This is a genomic window from Halomonas sp. DP5N14-9 (assembly GCF_019802175.1).
GTDB classification, from domain to species: domain Bacteria; phylum Pseudomonadota; class Gammaproteobacteria; order Pseudomonadales; family Halomonadaceae; genus Halomonas; species Halomonas litopenaei.
The window spans coordinates 181,615-203,028 of sequence record NZ_JAHVHR010000018.1 but is presented as its reverse complement, the minus strand read 5'-3'; the positions used below and the strand labels follow the sequence as shown (position 1 = coordinate 203,028).

At 65.6% G+C, this 21,414-nt stretch carries 17 protein-coding genes; 8 read left to right on the top strand and 9 right to left on the bottom strand.

Annotated elements, in window-relative coordinates:
- Nucleotides 1–236 precede the first annotated feature (236 nt).
- Both yegQ and KUW00_RS11180 read left to right on the top strand, forming a co-directional pair.
- The gene (yegQ, locus tag KUW00_RS11185) at nucleotides 237–1,553 is read left to right on the top strand and encodes a tRNA 5-hydroxyuridine modification protein YegQ (RefSeq protein ID WP_222569088.1); all 1,317 of its coding nucleotides are present in this window, start codon (nucleotides 237–239) and stop codon (nucleotides 1,551–1,553) included.
- A gap of 98 nt (nucleotides 1,554–1,651) precedes the next feature.
- Nucleotides 1,652–2,062: an SRPBCC family protein gene (locus KUW00_RS11180; RefSeq protein ID WP_222569087.1), complete on the top strand. Its 411-nt coding sequence runs from the start codon at nucleotides 1,652–1,654 to the stop codon at nucleotides 2,060–2,062.
- 63 nt (nucleotides 2,063–2,125) lie between these two features.
- Here KUW00_RS11180 and KUW00_RS11175 read toward each other — a convergent pair whose 3' ends face one another.
- The 9 genes from KUW00_RS11175 to KUW00_RS11135 form a co-directional block, all read right to left on the bottom strand.
- Nucleotides 2,126–3,631 carry a sensor domain-containing diguanylate cyclase gene (locus KUW00_RS11175; protein WP_222569086.1) on the bottom strand — a complete coding sequence of 502 codons (1,506 nt, stop codon included), beginning with the start codon at nucleotides 3,629–3,631 and terminating at the stop codon, nucleotides 2,126–2,128.
- 310 nt (nucleotides 3,632–3,941) lie between these two features.
- Complete coding sequence (locus KUW00_RS11170) at nucleotides 3,942–4,178, bottom strand: DUF2789 domain-containing protein (RefSeq protein ID WP_045994332.1); 237 nt, start codon at nucleotides 4,176–4,178, stop codon at nucleotides 3,942–3,944.
- A 98-nt stretch (nucleotides 4,179–4,276) separates the two neighbouring features.
- Nucleotides 4,277–5,323, bottom strand: coding sequence for an asparaginase (locus KUW00_RS11165; protein ID WP_045994331.1), 1,047 nt, complete (start codon nucleotides 5,321–5,323; stop codon nucleotides 4,277–4,279).
- A gap of 43 nt (nucleotides 5,324–5,366) precedes the next feature.
- Nucleotides 5,367–6,596, bottom strand: coding sequence for an MFS transporter (locus tag KUW00_RS11160; protein WP_045994330.1), 1,230 nt, complete (start codon nucleotides 6,594–6,596; stop codon nucleotides 5,367–5,369).
- 82 nt (nucleotides 6,597–6,678) lie between these two features.
- A complete protein-coding gene (locus KUW00_RS11155) occupies nucleotides 6,679–7,179 on the bottom strand; it encodes a hypothetical protein (RefSeq protein ID WP_045994329.1) in 501 nt (166 codons plus the stop codon).
- Between the two features lie 95 nt (nucleotides 7,180–7,274).
- Nucleotides 7,275–8,621 carry a DEAD/DEAH box helicase gene (locus KUW00_RS11150; RefSeq protein WP_222569085.1) on the bottom strand — a complete coding sequence of 449 codons (1,347 nt, stop codon included), beginning with the start codon at nucleotides 8,619–8,621 and terminating at the stop codon, nucleotides 7,275–7,277.
- A 218-nt stretch (nucleotides 8,622–8,839) separates the two neighbouring features.
- On the bottom strand, nucleotides 8,840–9,421 hold the full coding sequence (locus tag KUW00_RS11145) for a membrane integrity-associated transporter subunit PqiC (RefSeq protein WP_124804685.1): 582 nt from the start codon (nucleotides 9,419–9,421) through the stop codon (nucleotides 8,840–8,842).
- An 82-nt stretch (nucleotides 9,422–9,503) separates the two neighbouring features.
- Nucleotides 9,504–11,192, bottom strand: coding sequence for an intermembrane transport protein PqiB (gene pqiB / locus KUW00_RS11140; protein WP_108133774.1), 1,689 nt, complete (start codon nucleotides 11,190–11,192; stop codon nucleotides 9,504–9,506).
- On the bottom strand, nucleotides 11,189–12,628 hold the full coding sequence (locus KUW00_RS11135; RefSeq protein WP_375038472.1) for a PqiA/YebS family transporter subunit: 1,440 nt from the start codon (nucleotides 12,626–12,628) through the stop codon (nucleotides 11,189–11,191). Before KUW00_RS11135 ends, pqiB begins: the two co-directional genes overlap by 4 nt.
- 170 nt (nucleotides 12,629–12,798) lie before the next feature.
- On the opposite strand from KUW00_RS11135, the gene KUW00_RS11130 reads away from it, so the two are divergent.
- From KUW00_RS11130 to KUW00_RS11105, 6 genes are all read left to right on the top strand, one after another.
- Complete coding sequence (locus KUW00_RS11130) at nucleotides 12,799–13,788, top strand: calcium/sodium antiporter (RefSeq protein ID WP_108133773.1); 990 nt, start codon at nucleotides 12,799–12,801, stop codon at nucleotides 13,786–13,788.
- A 306-nt stretch (nucleotides 13,789–14,094) separates the two neighbouring features.
- Nucleotides 14,095–15,504: a cytochrome ubiquinol oxidase subunit I gene (locus tag KUW00_RS11125; RefSeq protein ID WP_108133772.1), complete on the top strand. Its 1,410-nt coding sequence runs from the start codon at nucleotides 14,095–14,097 to the stop codon at nucleotides 15,502–15,504.
- 4 nt (nucleotides 15,505–15,508) lie between these two features.
- A complete protein-coding gene (gene cydB, locus KUW00_RS11120; protein WP_222569084.1) occupies nucleotides 15,509–16,507 on the top strand; it encodes a cytochrome d ubiquinol oxidase subunit II in 999 nt (332 codons plus the stop codon).
- The gene (gene cydD / locus KUW00_RS11115) at nucleotides 16,500–18,287 is read left to right on the top strand and encodes a thiol reductant ABC exporter subunit CydD (protein WP_409996287.1); all 1,788 of its coding nucleotides are present in this window, start codon (nucleotides 16,500–16,502) and stop codon (nucleotides 18,285–18,287) included. The genes cydB and cydD overlap by 8 nt, the downstream gene beginning before the upstream one ends.
- Complete coding sequence (gene cydC, locus KUW00_RS11110) at nucleotides 18,271–20,076, top strand: thiol reductant ABC exporter subunit CydC (protein WP_222569083.1); 1,806 nt, start codon at nucleotides 18,271–18,273, stop codon at nucleotides 20,074–20,076. Before cydD ends, cydC begins: the two co-directional genes overlap by 17 nt.
- A 47-nt stretch (nucleotides 20,077–20,123) precedes the next feature.
- Nucleotides 20,124–21,119: an adenosine deaminase gene (locus KUW00_RS11105; protein WP_222569082.1), complete on the top strand. Its 996-nt coding sequence runs from the start codon at nucleotides 20,124–20,126 to the stop codon at nucleotides 21,117–21,119.
- The last annotated feature ends 295 nt before the right edge of the window (nucleotides 21,120–21,414 follow it).

The following is a 21,414-nucleotide window of genomic DNA, read 5'->3' as shown; positions in this document are numbered from 1 at the left end:
AATTTGGGGTGGCGACAAGAATCGCCAGCGGCCGGGGTCCGGTCCGGCGCGACAAGGGTAACGAAAGCCGGACGGCAACACCAGTGCGGCGTTGATGCCGGCGACTTGCTCCTTGTCAACGTCCGTTGCTCGCGGTTGTGGCAGGCTGCGCGGTTTACTGCTGTCTGCCCGGTTTAATCCCGAACCATGCCCGGCACAAGCCCGGACCAAGCCCGGCCCACGAGAGAGACGCCTGGATGAATGCCCCTGAACTACTGTCACCGGCCGGCACGTACCGGCATATGCGCTTCGCCTTCGCCTATGGCGCCGATGCGGTCTATGCCGGTCAGCCGCGCTACTCACTGCGTGTACGCAACAATGACTTCGGCCTCGACAACCTGACCCGAGGCATCGGTGAGGCCCATGCGTGTGGCAAGCGCTTCTACGTGGCCTCCAATATCGCTCCGCACAATGGCAAGCTCAGGACCTACCTGAAGGACATGGCACCGATCGTCGAGGCGGGGCCGGATGCGCTGATCATGTCCGACCCTGGCTTGATCATGATGGTGCGAGAGCGTTGGCCTGACCAGGTGATCCATCTGTCGGTGCAGGCCAACGTGGTCAATCACGCGGCGGCTCGCTTCTGGCAGTCCCAGGGCATCTCTCGGGTGATCCTGTCGCGTGAGCTGTCGCTTGAGGAAATCGCCGAGATCCGTGCCGAGTGCCCGACCCTGGAGATCGAGACCTTCGTTCACGGTGCCCTGTGCATCGCCTATTCCGGACGCTGTCTGCTGTCGGGCTACTTCAACCGGCGCGACCCCAATCAGGGCACCTGCACCAACGCCTGTCGCTGGAACTACCGGACCCACCCGGCCGGCACTGACGCCTGTGGCGATCTGATCCCGGCGCAGGACGTGGCACAGGGCCGGGAGGAGAGCTCGGCGCTGATCGAGGACCCACAGCGGCCAGGCGAACTGATGCCGGTGTTCGAGGACGAGCACGGTAGCTACATCATGAATTCAAAGGACCTGCGCGCCGTCCAGCACGTGGCGAGGCTCGCCGAGATGGGCGTCAGTTCGCTGAAGATAGAAGGGCGAACCAAGTCGCCCTACTATGTAGCACGTACCGCCCAGGTCTATCGTCGTGCCATCGATGACGCCGTGGCCGGGCGCCCCTTCGACATCGGGCTGATGGATGAGCTCGAAAACCTGGCCAACCGGGGGTATACCGAAGGCTTCTACCGACGCCACGTCCACGACGAGTACCAGAATTACGAGCGTGGGCACTCGGTGGGCGTTCACCAGCAGTTCGTCGGCCAGATCCTGGGACAAGCGCCATCAGGTTGGCTGGATATCGAGGTCAAGAACCGCTTCGAGGTCGGCGATCGCCTCGAGCTGATGCTGCCCTCCGGCAACCGTCGTTTCACCCTTGAGGCGATGGAGGCGGGCAACGGCAGCGCGCTGAAGGTGGCGCCCGGGGATGGTCACCGGGTAAGAGTCAAGCTGCCGGGGAAGACGCTGTCGCCTGATGAATTCGAGTTCGCTCTGTTGCTGCGGGACCTGCCGTCAGCCTGATGATAGGCACGGCTTTACAAGGGGAAGGGGAACCGGGATGCTAGGCTCCGTAGCAGCCTTACGTTGGAGCATCCCTCAGGCAAGGAGTCGGTCTGGCCATGCCCACCATCGAACACAGCGCCACGCTTCCTGCGCCTCCCGAGCGCGTCTTCGCCCTGCTCGAAAAGGTCGAGGATTTTGCCGACTATTCGGATCTGATCAGCGAGATCGAGCCGTTGGGGGACGATCGCTATCGCTGGCATGTCCACGCGGTCGGCATGGACTGGACCTTTGAGGTGCAGGTGACCGAGAAGTCGCCGCCCAGCCGGCTTGCCTGGGAGTCGATCGACGGTGTGCGCAATCATGGCCGCTACGAACTTGAAGCGGTCGAGCAGGGCACCCTGGTCAGCCTGATCGTCGACTATCAGATCCGCAATCGGCTGCTCGCCAAGGCGGTCAATCGCGCGGCTCGCCCGCTGGTCGCCAAGGTCAGCGCCCAGATCCTGGAGCGGGTCGAGGCGCGTCTCTAGCGAGTGCCTTGGCGTCTACTGCCGCGGCGTCTGGCAGAGATCTTGTTCTGATCAAGTGCTGCTTCAGGGTGTTTCCCCGGCGCGCTCCTGCAGTTGTTGAGCTTGACTGATGCGGGCACGGCCGGCCTGCTTGGCCTGGTACATCTGCAGGTCCGCCTTTTCCACCAGCGACGCTGCGTCGATGCTGTCCATGCCGGGCTGCCATTGGGCGATGCCGATGGAGGCGCTGACGTAAAGGGGGCGCTGGTCGACCTGGGCCATCGGCTGCTCGGCAAGCCACTGCTGTAGCCGCTGGGCGACCCGCAAAGCTCCTGGCTCCGGCGTGTTCCGCAGGGCGATGACGAACTCCTCTCCGCCGTAGCGGGCCGCCAGGTCCGACTCACGGATGGCGTCACGCAGGGTAGCGGCGACATTGACCAGCACGATGTCGCCGAGTCGGTGGCCGTAGCGGTCGTTGAGCGGCTTGAAGTGATCCAGATCGAGAAACAGCACCGACAGCGGCTTGTCTCGCGCATGGGCGTCCTCGAGCATCTCCTCGAGGCGCCGTTCCAGCGCGGCGCGATTGGCAAGACCGGTGAGGGCATCGGTGCTGGCGCGCACATCCAGCGCCTCGTTGTCGCGTTGGAGCGAAATTAGCTGGTCCTCACGATGGTGCAACCGCTCGGCCAGGCTCATGGTCAGCCCATGCAGGCGCTGCTTGCCGGCGACCAGCAGGCGTTCGATATCCTCATCTGCCGCCAGCGTGGTGGCGAGAAAATCCGGCAAGGTTTCAAGGCGACTCGCGAGCTCATCGACAAGACGTGCCTGGGCATTGCCGTCCATGTTCATGCGTTGCTGAAAGCGATGAAGCACGGCGGGGATGGCGTCGCTGTCGTCGTCCAGACAGCATCCGGCCAGTTCGTCGGCGAGCTCCAGGCAAATGCCGTCGAGCCATTCGTGGTGACGCTGGCCTTCCGGCTCGAGAGGGCGCTGAAGGAACAGGTTGGTGGGCAGCTGCCAGCGCTGTGCCAGCCAGCTCGACGCCTGGTCGCGGTCGCAGCCAAGATGCCGGTGTTCCAGAGCCAGGCGCTGTTCGCGGGTGGCGGCCTGGGCGGTCAGCTCGAAGTAGTTCGGGTCCAATGCGTACAGCAACAGTACCCCGACCTCGCGTAGCAGGGCGCGCGTCGACAGCTCGCCCGGCTGGCGGGGATTCACCACTTTGGCGATGGCCGGAATCAAGTGCGCGGCTGTGAGGGTACGTCGCCAATAGTCGGCCAGGGGGCCGTGGGTCGCGTCGCGTACCAGGGTGAAACCCAAAAGCGCGGTGAGGGTGCCATCGATACCGAGGCGGGTCACCGCGTGCTCGCAGCAGATGACGGGATCGCAACCGCGGCGATAGTAGGGGCTGTTGGCCAGCCGCAGCAGCTGCAGGCACAGGGCCGGGTCACGGGACAGCAGGGTCGCGAAGTCGGTCAGCGGCGCGTCGTGATTGCTCGCCAGTACCAGCAGCTCGGACACCACGGCAGGCAGAGAGGGAAGACGCGTGGCGGGCTCGAGCCGCGCTTCGATATCAGGGGGAAGACAGGTCACGTCGAAAAGGCCATCGATTGTCGTTGTGCGATAGGTGTCAGGGCCGATCCATCGGCCTGATAGTGGCGCGAGCCGCCGACATCAGCGGCTCGCGCAGCTTGTAAAGGACTTGTCCGAAGAGTCGACGAGCGCAGCTACTTTTCAGACGAGCGTCAGGCTTTATACGAAAAGTCGACGAGCGATGGTTAGACAAGGCAAAAATCGGTGAGAAAGCGCAGTTTACGAGGTGTAAATGAGCGTCTTGACCCGATTTTTAACGCCGTATTACCAAGCGCAGGCACTTTTCGCACAAGCCCTTTTCACACAAGCCCTAGGGTTTGCGCAGTGAAGCGTCCAGATGATCGACTACCTCGGCCCAGTCGGCATCGGCCTCGATGGCTTCGCGCAGAAATTCCGACTGTCCCTCATTCCAGCAGGCCGCATCGGGCAGTTCGACCCCCTCCGGAATCGGCGAGTTGCGATCGATGAATCGTTTGATGGCTTCCGGCTCGGAAGCCAGGCCCAGCTGTTCAAACAACTCGCTGAAGGGATGATCCGGGTGTTCCATGAGCAACTCCTTGTCATGACGGGGACTCCCTAACCTTACTCCATCATGGCCCCTTGAGTGTCAATAGAGCATAAAATTGCTCTGTGACCTGCGGGATGTCAACCTCGTTCTCCGACCAGCGGGGTTCGAAACAGCCGACGTCTCTGTTCCAGCGAGAGGGGCAGCGACAGCAGATGCACCAGTTTGGTATAGGCCGACTCAGGGGTCATGTCGTCGCCGGATACCACCTCGGCGTCGGCCAGCATCTTGCCGGCAGCGTAGTGTCCGATGTCGATGGTGCCGTGTGGGCATTGGCTGATCGCGACCAGTAGCTTGCCCTGGCCGCTGGCCTCTGCCAGCACGGCGCCAAGCTCGGGGTCGTCAGGTACATTGCCGCCGCCCCACACCTCGATCAGGGCGCCCTTGACGCGGTCATCACCCAGCCAGGCCGCCAGCTGCCAGGGTTGAATGCCCGGCCACAGGACCACCCGCACCACCTGCTCCCCCAGGCCATGATAGTCGCCGAGCTCGTAGCGGGGTGCGCCGCGCTGCGTAGCCTCGAGGCTGTGCTCGCGATGCAGCCGGAAGTCGTTGCCGTGGCGCTTCCCCAGCAGGTCAAGGTTGGGGCTTTCGAAGGCATTCGGCTCGCGAGTGTGCCACTTGCGAGCCCGGCTGCCCCGCAGCAGCTTGTCACCAAAGCTCACCGCCACTTCCTGCAATTCAGGCATGGCGGCGTAGCGCAGCGCGCTCTCGAGATTGTACAGGGCGTCACTGTGCTGCTGGGCCAGCGGCGCCATGGAGCCGGTCACCACCACCGGGCGATCGATGCCCTGAAGCTGGTAGGCCAGGCTCGAGGCGGTCCAGGCCAGGGTGTCGGTGCCGTGCAGCACGACCACGCCGCGATGGCGATTGGCCTGCTCGGCGACAAGCGCGGCCAGCCGGGCCCAGTCCTCGGGACGGGCGCCGCTGGAGTCGATGGGTTGGTCGACCTCGATCCAGGTAAAGGGTGGCAGAGCGGTTCGGCGATCGTCGGGTAGTGTGGCCAGGGCGTCGCGCACCCGGGCTTCCATGTCGGGGCCGGGGGCGAGGCCTGAGGGGGTCTCGATCATGCCGATGGTGCCGCCGGCGTAGATCACCAGCACCGGGTCCAGGGGTGAGTGGGTCATGGGTGGGCTTCCTGCACAAGGAGTGAAGACACGAGTGACAGTATCAGCGTGAGCCTCGGCGAGGCGCGCAGCGGGTGATGACGTTATCGTCGGCGTCGAAGCAGAGCTGACGCTGACGACCGGCGAACCAGGCGAAACTGGCGGCGGCGGCGGCGATCCCCATCAACAGCCAGGCGATGGCGGTGATCGGTGCCTGCAGGTCAAGCATGATGCCGACGCTCAAGGGGCCCAGGGCGGCCAGGGCATAGCCGCCACCCTGGGCCAGTCCGGACAGGCGGCCTGCCAGACGCGAATCTGCGCTGCGCAGCACGATCAGGGTCAGCGCCAGGGAGAAGTTGCCGCCCTGGCCGAGCCCCAGCAGCAGTGCGCCGAGGTAGCGCAGGGAGGTGTCGGCCATCAACAGGATCCACAGGCCGCTGGCGGTGCTGGCGAGGACCAGCAGCAGCGCCGGGCGCTGATCGCGACCGAAGCGGGCCAGCCAGGGTGCCAGCAGCGCAGAAATCAGCTGGACCATCACCGACATGCCCATCAACAGGCCGGCCTCTGCCTCGCCGATGCCGCGCTGCATCAACAGCGTCGGCAGCCAGCCGAAGACGATGTAGGCCAGCGACGATTGGGTGCCCATCAATAGCGCCACCTGCCAGGCCAGGGGCTGGCGCAGCAGGCCACGGGTCATGCCGGTGCCGGGGTCACCCGCCATCCGCGGGGTAGCGGCGGTGCGCGGCATGTAAAGCTCCCAGGCGATCAGCGCCGCCATGGCCAGCAGCGACCAGGCCGCCAGACTGCGTGTCCAGCCACCCAGCAGGTCGCTCAGGGGAATCGCCAGACCGGCACCCAGGGCGCCACCCAGACACAGGGCCATGGTGTAGACCCCGGTCATCAGGTCGGCGCCCCGGGGCAGCTCGCGCTTGACCAGCGCCGGTAGCAGGGCGCCCGATACACCGATACCGGCACCCACCAGCAGGGTGCCGGCGTAGAGCGCGAGGGGACTTCCCTGCCAGCGCAGCAGCAGACCGCTGGTGATGACCACCAGACCCAGCGACAAGGCGCGTTCCGGGCCGTACTGGCGCGACAGGCGGGGCGCCAGCGGAGCGAACAGCCCCAGGCACAGCACCGGCAGGGTGGTCAGGGCACCGATGGCGCTGGGGGACAGGCCGGTATCCTGCTGCACACGGGCGAGCAGCGGGGCAAGCGAAGAGAGTGCCGGTCTCAGGTTGAGGCCGACCAGTACCATCAGCACCAGAAAGCGCCAGGGCAGGGACGTGACCTTCATCGGGGGCTCCAGCGGGTGGACCACCGCAGCGGGGAAGGCGCGCCGCCGGAGGCGCAGGCCCCGCGGACGGCGGCCGATACGGTTATTTCAGGAAGCGACGCAGATCGCCACGCACCTGATCATTGAAGGTCAGGAACTGGCTGTGGCGATCGCCGTCGACGCCATCGATGCGCACGGCCGTGGCCATGCCCTTGTCGACCAGCAGCTGGTCGTAGATCTCCAGGGTGATCTTTTCGACCGGGGTGTCGCCGGGGGCGCACTGGCCATTCTCCAGGCGGAAGGTCTCGAGCAGGCTGGCGCGTACGCGAGTGGCACCGCCTTCGGCCAGCACGCGACGCACGAACATCCAGCCTTCGCAGGTCAGCGCCACGCCGTCATGGTCGCGCAGGTAGAGGGTGCGATAGCAGGCCCCCTGCTCGGCGCCTTTCTCTGCCATGCTGCGGTAGGCCTCGGTCATGCGAGCGGCACTGACCCGCGCCTCGTCGATCTTGGTCTGGGCGCCGCGATGCTCGTTGTCGAGTTGCGCCTGCTTCTGGAAGGCCCGGAAGCGGCGATATTCCTTGATCAGTTCTGGAGATGCCATATCGCTGTCCTGCTGAGATGGAAGGGGGCGGCAAGCCGCCCCCTGGATTGCTCTTGTCTAGCCGCTCGGGGCTATGCCTGAGGCGATGCTCGAGCTTATGCCTGTCCCTGGCGGTTGCCCTGGCCGGAGCCCCTGCGCCTGCGACGTGCAGGCTGCTCGCCATTGCCGTTGCGGGCATTGCCGCCGCCACCGCCACCGTCACCACGTCGTCCGTTGCCGCGCTGGGAGCTATTGTTGCCACCCTGGCTGCGGCGCTGACCACCACCGCGCTTGTTGCGGCCGTTCTCGATGGGCTCCGGCTTGGCGTTGGGGTCAGGCTCGAAGCCCGGCTCGATGCGCTTCTCGAGGTCACGCTTGATCATGCGCTCGATGTTCTTCAGCAAGCCATGTTCATCGACGCACACCAGCGAGATGGCCTGGCCTTCGTTGCCGGCACGGCCGGTACGACCGATGCGGTGGACGTAGTCCTCGGCGACGTTGGGCAGCTCGAAGTTGACCACGTGGGGCAGTTCGTCGATGTCGAGACCACGGGCGGCGATGTCGGTGGCCACCAGAACCTGCAGCTCGCCGGCCTTGAACGCCGCCAAGGCGCGGGTACGGGCTGACTGGCTCTTGTTGCCGTGGATCGCCATGGCAGAGATGTCGCGCTTGTCGAGGTGCTCGGCCAGGCGGTTGGCGCCGTGCTTGGTGCGAGTGAACACCAGCACCTGGAACCAGCGTTGGCTAGTGATCAGGTGTGACAGCAGCTCGCGCTTGCGTTCCCGGTCCACTCGGTAGACGGCCTGGTCGACGGTCTCGGCAGTGGTATTGCGGCGTGCGACCTCGATCATCTCCGGGCGGTCGAGCAGCTTGTCGGCCAGCGCCTGGATCTCGCTGGAGAAGGTCGCCGAGAACAGCAGGTTCTGACGCTTCTCGGGCAACAGCTTCAGCACACGGCGGATGTCGTGGATAAAGCCCATGTCGAGCATGCGGTCGGCTTCGTCGAGCACCAGGATCTCGACGCTCGACAGATCCACGTGGCCCTGCTGGTGCAGGTCGAGCAGGCGGCCAGGCGTTGCCACCAACACATCGAGACCGGGCCACAGGGCGTCGATCTGGGGTTGCTGGCCGACGCCACCGAAGATCACGTGGTGACGCAGTGACAGGTGCTGACCGTAGTCGCGCACGCTCTCGCCGACCTGGGCGGCGAGTTCACGGGTGGGCGTGAGCACCAGGGCACGGACCTGGCGCTTGGAGGGGCGAGGGCCATCGGCCAGGCGCTGCAGCATCGGCAGGGTAAAGCCCGCTGTCTTGCCGGTGCCGGTCTGGGCACTGGCCAGCAGGTCACCACCCTTGAGTACCGCGGGGATGGCCTGACGCTGAATCGGAGTCGGGGTGTCATAGCCTTGCGCCGTGACGGCGCGAAGCAATTCGGCACGCAGGCCGAGATCGGAAAAACTCATGCAAACTCCAGCACGCACGCACTCGCTGGACGCCACCGTTCTGATGGCGTCGGTCCCGGACAAGGCGTGGGGAAAAATTCGGTGACCGCTCTAGCGGGGGACCCCCGTCACCGTTGCGGGCATGATGCCAGATTTGCCGGCCCGGCGCATCGGCGGGGGTGAAAAGAAGTCGGGCCGGCAGAACCTTGATGAGGGGCGCGGAGGCGTTGTCGAGACGCTCAGGGAGCGACACGGACCCGGGCGGCGATATCATCGGCCACCTGATCCCAGGTGCGCCCCAGCGCCCGTACCAGTGCCGAATAGCCGTCGCTGTCCAGCGACTCGGTGGCCTCGAAGCTGTCGCTGTCCACCACCTGGCGCTGGCTGTCACGCAACAGCCACTGGCCCGAGGCCACGGCGTAGCCGTCATAGTGGCCCTGGAAGCGGTCGACGCTCAATTCCAGCGTCAGGGCGTTGCCGCTGTCGCCGGACAGCAGCACCCGGCGTCCAGGCAGTCTGGCCTCCAGGCGGTCGCGTAGGCCGCGTTCGAGTTGCTGTGCCAGCGGTGCCGCCCATTGGTGGGACTTGGCCTCGTTCAGCGAGATGTCGTCGAGTTGAAGGACGATGCCTTCGGCCTCGAGGTAGTTGGCGAGCCTGGGTGTGGACACCAGCAACGGCGTTTCGTCGGCGCTGGGGACCCGGGCATCGCTGCTGCCTGCATCCGAGGGCAGCACATAGTGGTTCATGGGGGCGGTGCCGCTGGCGCAGCCGCCCAGCCACAGCGCCAGCAGGGGAACACACAGGCGATGTATCGGCCTCATGGAGAACTCCTTTCCGGTGAGGTCAGTGTTGTCGATGCTTCCGTCTATCCCGCCCGAGTCCGCAGACTCGGGCGGGAGGCGATCAGCGCGGTGCCCGCGGGATCGGGTCCTCGGTCTGGATGCTGTCGAACAGCAGCGCGCGGGGATCGTCGCTGATCTTGCGAGCGGCCGGCTGCAGGTCACGCACCAGACGTTCGACCTCGTTCAGGGTGCGGGTCAGGTCCTGGTAGACGCTGGATTCCGGCGACAGCCCGTCGAGGGTGCGGCGCAGCTCGACCAGGGTCTGGTTGAGGTTGCCGGGCAAGCCCTGGGTCTCGGGGTTGTCGAGCAGACTGTTCATGCTCTGCACCAGGGAGCGGGCCTGAGTCAGCATCGCCTCTGAGACCTGAAGGTTGCGGTCGAGTCCCGACAGGATAGGCTCGATCTCGAGGCGGTTGAGCTTGTCGAGCAGGGCGGTGACCTGGGCCTGGATCTGGGCAAGGCCAGCCGAGGCGGTGGGGAACACCGGGCGGTCGGCGAAGGTCTCGGCCAGATACTGGCCCTGCAGCTCTTCGTCGATCTTGAGGTCGACGAACAGCGCCCCGGTCAACAGGCTGCCGCTCTTGAGGGTCGCGCGCAGGCCACGCTCGAACAGCCGGTCGAAGCGCTCACGCCACTCCTGCAGATCCAGCTCATTGGCGCCGATGCCCAGACGCTGGGGTTCGATGCGGATCAGTACCGGGATGGCCAGCTTGTCGCGGTTTTCCGGCTGGGGCGAGGTGAAGTTCCAGGGGACGGCTGCCACGGTACCGATGCGCACGCCACGGAATTCCACCGGGGCTCCGCGGGACAGGCCGCGTACCGTATCTTCGTTGAGCAGCACGTACTCGAGATAGCGATTGAAGGTACCCTGGCGGGCGGCCTCCTCATCGGCATAGAGTTCGTAGGAGGCGTCCTCTTCCGCCTCCTTGCCGGCGGGAACATCGTCGGGCACGCCAAAGGTGACGCCGCCGCCGAGCAGCGCTTCCAGCGACTCGACCTGCACCTGGAAGCCGTCGGAACCGAAGCGCACGTCGATGCCGCTGGTAGCCCAGAAACGGGTGTTCTCGGTGACCAGGGTGTCGTAGGGGCTCTCGATGAAGATGCGGTGGTGCATGCTCTGGGTGGAGACATCGAAGTCGGCCTCCTCGACGCGTCCGACGCTGACCCCCTGGAAGGTGACGGCGTCGCCGACGCTGAGCGAGTTGCCGACCTGGCTGACCAGGTTGAGGCGCAGTCCCTGGGCGCCAGGTGGTGCCACCGGAGGCTGGTCGCTGACGTCGAATTCGCGGGCATCCACCTCGCTCTGACCCGGCTCGAGCTGGATATAGGCACCGGAGAGAACGGTGCCGAGTCCGCTGATACCCTCGCGCCCGATGCGCGGCTTGACCACCCAGAAATGGGTGTCCTCGACCAGCATCTTCTCGGCCTGGGGTTCCATCTGAGCGGTGATCTCGACGCCGGAGAGATCGTCGCTGAGCGCTACCGAGGTGACCTTGCCGACCTCCACGTTACGGGTCTTGATCAACGTCTTGCCGGCCTCGATGCCGTCGGCGGATGGCAGGTGCAGCGCGATCTGGGGGCCGCGGCTGGCGTAGTTGTCGTAGACCAGCCAGGCGCCGATCAGCAGTGCCACAAAGGGCACGATCCACACCGGCGACAGCCGTTTCTGCTGGGTCGGCGCGGCGCGGTGCATGTCCTTGCTGGACGGCGCTGGCGGGTTGTCGGGGTGGCGCTTATCGGCGTCACTCATGGTGTGCTTCCTTGTTCATCCGGCGCAGTGCGATGGGGTGAAGGGGCGGCGTCGGACGCCAGGCCCGAGTGGTCGCCGTGCAACCCGTCATCATCCGGGGAGTCCATCGGGTTGCAGGGATCCTCGCTGCCGTCCCACAGCAGGCGAGGCTCAAAACTCATGGCCGCCAGCATGGTGATGATCACCACGCCACCGAAGGCCAGCGCAGCGGGGCCAGGATCGATCGACATCAGCGCACCGGCGCGGATCAGGGCCACCAGGATGGCTACCACGAAGACGTCGACCATCGACCAGCGTCCGATCAGCTCGGTCAATCGGTAGAGCCGCGCTCGCACCACCGAGCGCATGCCCGGTGCCCGCGGCGCCACCAGGCACAGCCAGACCAGTGCCAGCAGCTTGCCGATGGGCACGATGACGCTGGCCACGAAGATCACCAGCGCCACCGGCCAGGAACCGTGGCTGACCAGGTAGATGACACCGCCGATGATGGTCTGCGGGTCCGAGCTGCCGAGGCTGGTGGTGTACATGATGGGATAGACATTGGCGGGGATATAGAGCACTGCGGCGGTGAACAGCAGCGCCCAGGTGGTCTGCAGGCTGCGCGGCCGGCGGGCGTGCAGCTTCTCGCTGCAGCGCACGCAACGGCCATGGCCCTCGCTGTCCAGGCAGTTGATCAGCCCGCAGGTGGGGCAGCCGGTGAGCCCCTGGGAGGCAGCGGTCTCGCCGGTGCGCGTGCCCTCCGGTGCCAGAGGCTCGCCGCTGAGCGAGAACCACAGCCAGTCCTTGTCCAGTGACAGGGTCGTCGCCAGCAGCAGGATGGCGTAGGCGATAAAGGCCCAGAACGACGGTCCGAGGGAAATTTCGGCAAGTCCTGCCACCTTGATCAGCGCCACCATGGTGCCGACGATAAAGACGTCGGCCATCAGCCATGGCGCGATGTGGGAAAGTCCACGGGCCAGGGTGCGGCTATAGGGCAGACGGCGGGGCAGCATCAGGCTGATCTGCAGCCACACCACCGTCAGCAGATAGATCGCCGGCAATACGATGATCGACATCAGCACCACCATGGCGACGATGGGCTGGTGGTGCTCGAGCATCTGGGTGGCGGTCTGGGCCACTTCTATTTCGTTGCCGACGCCACGCGTACTGAATCCGATAAACGGAAAGGACAGGGCCAGCGCCAATGCCACCAGCGATGCCAGCGACAGCGCCAGGCTGCGCTGGGCGGGGAAGGCATGACGCTTGACCAGGTCGTGACCACAGCGGACACAGTCCGCTTCTTCACCGGGACGCAGCGGCGGCAGCGCCATGATCCAGTCGCACTCGTGACAGGCACGCAGGCGCCGGCGCGACCTGATGCGCACCTCGGGGGGAGGATGCTGGGTGACGGAGGCGTTGCGGATCCGTTCCAGGGGGCCACGTACGGGGGTCGTCACAGTGGTAGGGGGACTCCGGTCTTGAAAGAGGGTTCTGTTCGTCTGCATTTCGTCGCGAATCAGGCGCTGATGGCTTAACAAGCTGATCCTGCGAATTAAATAGTGTGGCACGTTGACGTGGGTGACACCATAGACAAAGATGCGACCGATATCATGGGTGAGGAGTTGACATGTTGCTTCCCGTTTTGGCGGTTCTGGGTGGCCTGGTGGTGCTGGTGTGGAGCGCCGAACGCTTTGTCGAGGGCGCCGCGGCCACCGCTGCGCGGCTGGGACTGTCGCCCTTGCTGGTGGGCATGCTGGTGATCGGCTTCGGCACCTCGGCACCGGAATTGACGGTGTCGGCGCTGTCTGCGGCACAGGGCAACCCGGGGCTGGCACTCGGTAACGCCTATGGCTCGAATATCGCCAACATCGGCCTCATCCTGGGGCTGGTGGCGCTGATCTCCCCGCTGGCGGTGCATTCATCGGTGATTCGGCGCGAATTGCCGGTGCTCGGTGCCGCCACCCTGGTGTCGGCGTTGATGATGTGGGGCGGGCTTATCTCCCGGCTGGAGGGCGCGCTGCTGCTGCTGGCGCTGCTGGTGTTCATGGTCGCAAGCGTGATCCAGAGCCGGCGCGAGGAAGCCGCCGCCAGGGCGGACGCCTTGGCCACCGATACCGTGCAGGAACTCGATGCTCATCCCATGTCGCTGGGCAAGGGCATCTTCCTTACCGTGCTGGGCCTGGCCCTGCTGGTCGTCAGTTCCCGGCTGCTGGTGTGGGGCGCGGTGGATATCGCCCAGGGTCTCGGGGTGTCCGACGTCATCATCGGGCTGACCGTGGTCGCCATCGGCACATCGCTGCCGGAACTGGCCTCGTCCATCAGTGCCCTGCGTCGCAAGGAGCATGATCTGGTGCTGGGCAACGTGGTCGGCTCCAACCTGTTCAACACCCTGGGGGTGGTGGGGCTGGCCGCCGTCATCGCGCCGATCGAGGCCGGGCGTGAGGTGCTGATGCGAGACTGGTCGCTGATGACCGCCATGACCCTGATGATGGCGGTGTTCGCGTTGGGCTGGAAGGGCCGGGCGGGGCGCATCAATCGGTTCGAGGGTGGCGTCCTGGTTGCCGTCTACCTGGCCTACACCGCCTATCTGGTATCGCTGGTGCTGGGGCAGTCCTGACCTGACACCTGGCTACGTTCCCTTGCCACGGCAAAGGCAAGGGAGGTGGGCTGACAAGCGGGTAGGTGATCGGCCATGGGTGCGTGCGACAATTGGCCATGGGACAGAGGCCTGCGGGACCTCTATGCTGAGGGCAAGCGGGATCGAAGATGCATGATTGTGCATAGATAGATTGCCAGGCTAGCCGAGCAAGGCTGCGCTCTATCGACTCGATTCCGCTCGGGTTCGATGCTGTCCTGCCAGGGTCGGGTTGTGTTCCCGAGGCAGGGCGGTGCCGTCGGTCATCCCTGCCTCGAGGAGTCGCTCATGGAACTGGATCCCGTGCTTCTGTCACGTATACAGTTCGCCTTCGTCGTATCCTTCCACGCCATCTTCCCCGTCTTTACCATAGGGCTGGCGTCCTATGTCGCTGTCCTGCATGGACTCTTCTACAAGACCGGCAATCCCGCCTGGGATCGACTGGCAGCCTTCTGGGTCAAGGTCTTCGCCGTGGTCTTCGGCATGGGCGTGGTCTCCGGGATCGTCATGGCCTTCCAGTTCGGAACCAACTGGAGCAACTTCAGTCAGGCGACGTCCAATTTCCTCGGCCCCATGCTGAGCTATGAAGTGGTCACCGCCTTCTTCCTGGAAGCCGGCTTCCTCGGGGTGCTGCTGTTTGGACGTGGCAAGGTGGCCGAGGGGGTTCACCTGTTCGCCGCCATCATGGTCGCGGTGGGCACCTTCATCTCGGCCTTCTGGATCCTGTCCACCAATAGCTGGATGCAGACCCCCGCCGGGGTGGAAATGATCGACGGCCACTTCAGCGTCACCAGTTGGGGCGAGGCCATGTTCAATGCCTCCTTCCCTTATCGCTTTGCCCACATGGCGCTGGCTTCCTTCCTGACCGGCGGCTTCGTGGTGGCCGGCGTCAGCGCCTGGTATCTGCTGATCGGTCGCGACGTCGAGGCCAACCGCAAGGCCCTGTCGATGTGCATGTGGCTGTTGCTGGTGCTGGCGCCGGTACAGGCGGTGGTCGGCGACGCCCATGGCCTCAATACGCTTGAGCATCAGCCGACCAAGGTGGCGGCGATGGAGGCCAACTGGGAGACCCAGTCCGGGGTGCCGCTGCTGTTGTTCGCCTGGCCGGACAAGGAGGCCCAGGAAAATCACTTCGAGATCGGCATTCCGCGCCTGGCCAGCCTGATCCTGACCCATGACCTGGACGGCGAGGTACCTGGGCTCAAGGAGGTCCCGGTAGAGGAGCAACCACCGGTGTGGTTCGTGTTCTGGTCATTCCGCGCCATGGTCGGCATGGGCATGCTGATGATCGCGGTGGCCTTCACCGGTCTGTGGTTGCGCCGTGGCGGTCGTCTGTACAAGAGTCGTCCCTTCCTGCAGACGCTGAGGCTGATGAGTGTGGCGCCCTTTATCGCGGTGCTGGGTGGCTGGTTTGTCACCGAAGCGGGCCGCGCGCCCTGGCTGGTGTACGGCATGATGACCCAGGCCGAGGGGGTGACGCCGTCGCTCAGTGGCTGGATGGTGCTCGCTACCCTGATCGGCTATGTGCTGGTCTACGCGGTGGTGTTCCTGACCGGGGGCTACTACCTCACCCGGGTGGTGCGCCAGGGCATGCTGGCCGAGGAGCCCCACGACGACGAGGTCGAGACGGCCAAGCGACCGCTGTCCGCCGCCCACGCCACCCTCGAGGCCGACGCCGGCCGCCAGTTCGGGAGTTGATGACATGGAATTGATCAACCTTTCTGCCATCTGGGCGCTGATCATCGGGTTCGGCGTGATGATGTACATCCTGATGGATGGCTTCGATCTCGGGGTGGGTATCCTCTACCCCTTCGCCCCGGACGAGCACGCCCGGGATGTGATGATGAACTCGGTAGCGCCGATATGGGACGGTAACGAGACCTGGCTGGTGCTCGGCGGGGCGGGACTTCTGGCGGCCTTTCCGCTGGTCTACACCATCCTGCTGCCGGCGCTCTATCTTGGGGTCTTCCTGATGTTGGCCGGCCTGATCTTCCGTGGCATCGCCTTCGAGTTCCGCTTCAAGTCGGTTCGTAATCGTCACTGGTGGAACCGCGCCTTCTGCTGGGGCTCGATGGTCGCCACCTTCTGTCAGGGGGCCGTGGTCGGCGCCTACATCGAGGGCTTCGAGGTCGCCAACAATGTCTACGTGGGCGGTCCTTTCGACTGGCTGACGCCTTTCACCGTTATCACTGGCCTTGCGCTGATGGCGGGCTATGCGCTGCTGGGGGCGACCTTGACGATTCTGAAGTCCGAGGGGCAGGTGCAGGAATGGGCCTACCGCATCACGCCCAGGCTGCTCGGACTGGTGCTGGCGGGCTTTGCCGTGATCAGTATCTGGACGCCGTTCGTCGACGACTTCGTGCGTGAGCGCTGGTTCGGCCACCTGACACTGTTCTGGGTGTTCCCGGCACTGGCGTTGCTGTGCGCCGCCATGGTGTGGCGTTCGGTGGCCCGTCGCCGCGAGGGCCAGCCGTTCGTGGCTACCCTGGGACTGTTCTTCTTCACCTACCTGGGGCTGGTGGCCAGCAAGTGGCCCTACCTGATCCCGCCGGACATCACCCTGTGGGACGCCGCCTCGGCTCCGGAGAGCCAGCTGTTTCTGCTGCTCGGGGTACTGTTCGTGATCCCGGTGGTACTGGGCTACACCGCCTGGTCCTACTGGGTGTTCCGCGGCAAGGTAAGAGGGGGCGGCTATCACTAAGTCGTCTGGTCCTGAGTCGCCTCGTTCTGAGTCGTCTCGTTCTGAGTCGCGTCGTGGCGAGGCCGCCAGGGCGCGGCGGTGGCTAGACCAGCACACCGGGGCTCAGCGTCGTCCGCTGACCCTGGCCGCGGCCTTCGCGGTGCTGGCAGGACTCGCGGGTGTGGTCCAATGGGTACTGCTGGCCAAGGTGCTGGTACTGGCGATCGAGGGTGAGCGTTCCCTGAGCCAGCTATGGCCCTGGCTTGTCTCTCTACTGGGGTTTCTGGCGCTGCGTGCCGGGGCTGGCTTTGCTCAGGAGTGTCTGGCCCAGCGAGCCAGCCAGCGCCTTCGCCGCGCGGTACGCCACGAGTTGCTCGAGCATCTGTTTGCGCTGGGACCGGTGCGTGCCGGTCGCCATCACAGTGCCGGGCTGGCCCATCGCCTTGTCGAGCAGGTCGAGGCACTGGACGGCTACACCTCACGTTTCTGGGTGCAACTTCGGGTGGTGATGGTGGTGCCGCTGGTCATCTTCGCCATCATCGCCTGGCACAACTGGCTGGCGGCGCTGCTGCTGGCGATCACCGCGCCGCTGATTCCCTTGTTCATGGCGCTGGTGGGCATGGGCGCCGAATCGCTCAATCGCGACCAGTTCGCGGCGGTGACGCGACTGTCCGGGCACTTCGTCGATCGGGTGCGGGGCATCGCTACCATTCGACTGTTCGGTGCCGGCGACAGGGTCACCGACGAGGTTGCCCAGGTCGCCGACGACTATCGCCGGCGCACCCTGAAGCCCTTGCGACTGGCCTTTCTGTCATCGGCGGTGCTCGAATTCTTCTCCTCGGTGGCGATTGCGGCGCTGGCTATCTACATCGGCTTTGGCCTGCTCGGGGACCTGCCGCTGGAGGTGGCCGATTCGCTGACGCTGGCCAGTGGCCTGACCATCCTGCTGCTGGCCCCGGAGTTCTTTCAGCCGCTGCGCACACTGTCCCAGCACTACCACGATCGTGCCTCGGCGCTGGCCGCCGCCCAGGCCCTGACGGAACTGCTCGATGAACCCATCGATCCGTCGCGAGTGTCGCCCGTCTCGGCGCCTGGCGCGACGGAAAGTCCCGCTTCTTCAGTGTTGTCCGGTGGCCAGCTTGTGCGGCTCGAAGGCGCCTGCCTGGATCACCCTGGGCGTGGCCGCGTGTTGGGTCCGCTGGACTTTCGGGTGGACGCCGGTGAAGTGGTGGTGATCAGCGGCCCATCGGGTGCCGGCAAGTCGAGCCTGCTGGCGATGCTGGCGGGGTTTGTCGGGCCTGGCGAGGGCTCGCGCCAATCGGCACCGGGCATCGCCTTTGCCTGGATGGACCAGCGCCCGCTGCTGATCCAGGGCAGCCTCGCCGACAATCTTCGCCTGACGGCGCCGAACGCTGGCGATGACGACCTGCGCACTGCGCTCGAGCAGGCGGGCCTTGAGCCGCTGGTCGCGGCTCTGCCCGAGGGACTCGATACCCGGATCGGCGAAAATGGCCTGGGCCTGTCCGGCGGGCAGGCCCAGCGCCTGGCGCTGGCGCGGGTGTTCCTGAGTGATGCCGCGCTGGTGCTGCTGGACGAGCCGACGGCGAGTCTGGATCGAGAGACCGAAACGGTACTGATTCGCGGCTTTCGGCGTCTGGCCGGCCAGGGCCGGGCGCTGGTCATCGCCAGCCATCACCCGGCCATCCTGGCGATGGGGGACCGGCGTGTGGAGCTGCTCGATGGGCGAGTTACCGCGAGTGGAAGGGAACAGCAAGAGGTGGCCCATGGCGTTGTCGACTGAGCGCACGGATACGGGATTCGCTGCGGCGATTGCCAGTCTGCGTCCGTGGATCGAGGTGCATGCGTCGTTTCGTCGGCGCCTGGTGCTTGGCGTGGTGCTGATGGTGCTGACCGCGCTGTCGGCGCTGGGGCTGTTGGCGGTGTCGGGCTGGTTCATCACCGCCAGCGCGCTGACCGGCGCGGCCTTGGGCGCGGGTATGGCGGCTACCCTGGACGTCTACACCCCCGGGGCGGGCATTCGTCTGTTTGCGGTGTCCCGCACCGTGTCACGCTACGTCGAACGCCTCTACAACCACGACACCATCCTGCGACTGCTGGCACGCCTGAGGGCGCGCTGCTTCTCGGGCCTGGTGGCGATGGACGGCGCCAGCCTCGGGGCAAGGCGATCCGGCGACTGGCTCAACCGTCTGACCGCCGATATCGATACCCTGGACGCGCTTTACCTGCGGCTGCTGGCGCCGGCGGCGATGGCGCTGGTGCTGGGGGCGGCGCTGGTAGCGTTGGTGGCGGTGTGGCTGCCCCAGGTCGCGCTGGTGCTGGGCGTCTTGCTGCTGTTTGGCTGGAGCTGGCTGACCCTCGGACAGGCCCGCCTGGGTCTTGCGGCCTGTCGTCGCCGCGTCGCCGGGCTGGAGCGACTGCGCTCGGCAATGATCGAAACCCTTGGCGGTCTGAGTGAACTCGAATCCTACGGCGCATTGGCGCGCCGCCGTGGCGAGCTTGAAGCCCTCGAGGACGAGCTGCTGGCGGCTCAGTGGCGACTGTCACTGATCACCGGGTTTGGCAATGTTCTGACGACGCTGGTGATGGGGGGCGCCTGGTGGCTTGTATTGATCGGTGGCCTCGCCGCCTTCGGTGGCGGCCAGTTGGGTGCCGCCGTGCTGGTGATGCTGCCGTTGGCCTCGCTGGCCCTGGCCGAGGGGTTGGCAAGTCTGCCCGCCGCCTTCACCCAGGCCGGCGCAAGCCTCGCCGCCGCCGAGCGGCTCAATGCCATCGACCAGCAGCGTGCAGCGCCTGCAAATGTCTCATCAGACACCACCCGAGCTGTTGCAGTGCACGCTGCGCCTCGAAGCGGGACTGCCGAGTGTGGAGGGCTGGAGGTCTGCGCAACGTCGCTGAGTTTTCGTTATCCGCAGGCGCTCGATCAGGCGCTGTCGCCCCTGAGCTTCCGGCTGGCGCCGGGGGAGAGGGCCGCGATCTGTGGCCCCTCCGGCAGTGGCAAGTCGACGCTGCTGGCGCTGCTTGCCGGGGAGCTGCGAGGCCACCATGGTCGCTTGACCCTGAACGGCCAGGCGGTGGAAGCCCTGGACCCGCAGTGGTTGAGCTGCAAAGTGGGCTGTCTGACCCAGCGGGTGGAGCTGTTTGACGCAAGCCTTGCCGAGAATCTGCGTCTGGGCGCCCCCGAGGCGAGCCCGGAGCGGCTGTGGCAGGCGCTTGTTGCGGTAGACCTGGCCGACTGGGCGCAGGGTCTGCCCGGCGGGCTCGAGACACGCGTGGGGGAAGGGGGGCGACAGCTTTCCGGCGGCCAGGCGCGACGTCTGGGTCTGGCGCGTCTGTGGCTGACCGATCCCGCCCTGGTAGTGCTCGATGAGCCTTTTGCCTCGCTGGATGCGGCCACCGCGCGGCGGGTGGCCGAGGGCATCGGCCCCTGGCTGGCCGGACGCACGGTGCTCATGCTGGTGCACCATCATGATCCCGACTCGCCGTCGCCCGGCATGGAGCACATACCCAGGGTCATCGACATGGCGGCCGGTACGCCATGGCAAGCCCGGGGCGAATGCGTCACCATGTAAACGACGACACCTGATTTCTACGGTTCGATGCCACAGGGCCAGACACCATGACCGACGACTTTCTGACCCGCCTGCCCAAGGCGGAACTGCATCTGCACATCGAGGGTACGCTGGAGCCGGAGCTGATGTTTGCGCTGGCCGAGCGTAACGGGGTCAGCCTGCCTTACGCCGATATCGAGGCGGCCCGACAGGCTTACGACTTCAGCGACCTGCAGTCCTTTCTCGATCTTTACTATCAGGGCATGAGCGTGCTGGTCCGCGCCCGGGACTTCGAGGACCTGGCGATGGACTACTTCCGGCGCGCCGCCGCCGAGGGAGTGGTGCATATCGAGATGCACGTGGACCCCCAGGCCCACCTGTCCCGTGGCGTGGCGCTGTCCGAGGTGATGGAAGGCCTGACGGCCGCTTGTGCCAAGGCCCGCTCCGAGCTGGATATTTCCACCGCCATGATCCTCGCCTTTCTGCGTGATCAGCCCGCCGCCGATGCCATGCAGCTGCTCGAGGACAGCACGCCCTGGCATGACCACTTTAGTGCCGTGGGGCTGGACAGCGCTGAGCGAGGCAATCCGCCGAGCAAGTTCCAGGAGGTCTTTGCCCGGGCGCGGGAGCTGGGCCTTGAGCGCGTGGCCCACGCAGGTGAGGAGGGGCCACCGAGCTATATCCGCGAGGCACTGGATGAGCTCCAGGTGTGTCGCATCGACCATGGCGTAAGGGCGATCGAGGACATCGAGCTGATGGAGCGGCTGGCCGACGAAGGCACCGTGCTGACGGTGTGTCCGCTGTCCAATGTGCGCCTGAAAGTGGTGGAACGGCTCGAAGATCATGGCCTGCCGACGCTGATCGACGCTGGACTGGTGGTAACCATCAACTCCGATGACCCGGCCTACTTCGGCGGTGGCATGCGCGATAACTTTGCCGCCTGTCAGCGGGCCTTCGGCTGGTCCAACGAGACCCTCAAGTGGCTGGCCGGCAACGCCATCGAGGCGGCCTTCATGGATGAGGAGAGGAGGCAGGCGCTGAGACAGCGGCTGGTGGAATCCTAGGGCTTGTCTGAAAACTGCCTGCGCTCGGTAATACGGCGTTAAAAATCGGATCAAAATGCTCATTTACACCCCGTAAACTGCGCTTTCTCACCGATTTTTGCCTTGTCTAACCATCACTCGTCGACTTTTCCGACAGCGCCTAGGCCTTGCCGTAAAAGTGCCTGCGTTCGTCGACGTTTCAGACAGTGCCTGACGCCGGGACTGTCACGTCAAGCGCCGCCTTGCCCCTCGTCGGGGAGGCGGCGCTGGCGTTTGCAGGGGGCTATTGGTGGCAGTACTGGTTCGGGGCTGGCCC

Coding starts and splice junctions, on each gene's coding strand:
- cydC (WP_222569083.1), top strand. CDS start 18,271: ATGGCGTTGTCGACTGAGCGCACGGATACGGGATTCGCTGCGGCGATT.
- KUW00_RS11145 (WP_124804685.1), bottom strand. CDS start 9,421: ATGAGGCCGATACATCGCCTGTGTGTTCCCCTGCTGGCGCTGTGGCTG.
- KUW00_RS11180 (WP_222569087.1), top strand. CDS start 1,652: ATGCCCACCATCGAACACAGCGCCACGCTTCCTGCGCCTCCCGAGCGC.
- cydB (WP_222569084.1), top strand. CDS start 15,509: ATGGAATTGATCAACCTTTCTGCCATCTGGGCGCTGATCATCGGGTTC.
- KUW00_RS11155 (WP_045994329.1), bottom strand. CDS start 7,179: ATGGCATCTCCAGAACTGATCAAGGAATATCGCCGCTTCCGGGCCTTC.
- KUW00_RS11165 (WP_045994331.1), bottom strand. CDS start 5,323: ATGACCCACTCACCCCTGGACCCGGTGCTGGTGATCTACGCCGGCGGC.
- KUW00_RS11130 (WP_108133773.1), top strand. CDS start 12,799: ATGTTGCTTCCCGTTTTGGCGGTTCTGGGTGGCCTGGTGGTGCTGGTG.
- KUW00_RS11150 (WP_222569085.1), bottom strand. CDS start 8,621: ATGAGTTTTTCCGATCTCGGCCTGCGTGCCGAATTGCTTCGCGCCGTC.
- yegQ (WP_222569088.1), top strand. CDS start 237: ATGAATGCCCCTGAACTACTGTCACCGGCCGGCACGTACCGGCATATG.
- KUW00_RS11105 (WP_222569082.1), top strand. CDS start 20,124: ATGACCGACGACTTTCTGACCCGCCTGCCCAAGGCGGAACTGCATCTG.
- KUW00_RS11170 (WP_045994332.1), bottom strand. CDS start 4,178: ATGGAACACCCGGATCATCCCTTCAGCGAGTTGTTTGAACAGCTGGGC.
- KUW00_RS11160 (WP_045994330.1), bottom strand. CDS start 6,596: ATGAAGGTCACGTCCCTGCCCTGGCGCTTTCTGGTGCTGATGGTACTG.
- pqiB (WP_108133774.1), bottom strand. CDS start 11,192: ATGAGTGACGCCGATAAGCGCCACCCCGACAACCCGCCAGCGCCGTCC.
- KUW00_RS11125 (WP_108133772.1), top strand. CDS start 14,095: ATGGAACTGGATCCCGTGCTTCTGTCACGTATACAGTTCGCCTTCGTC.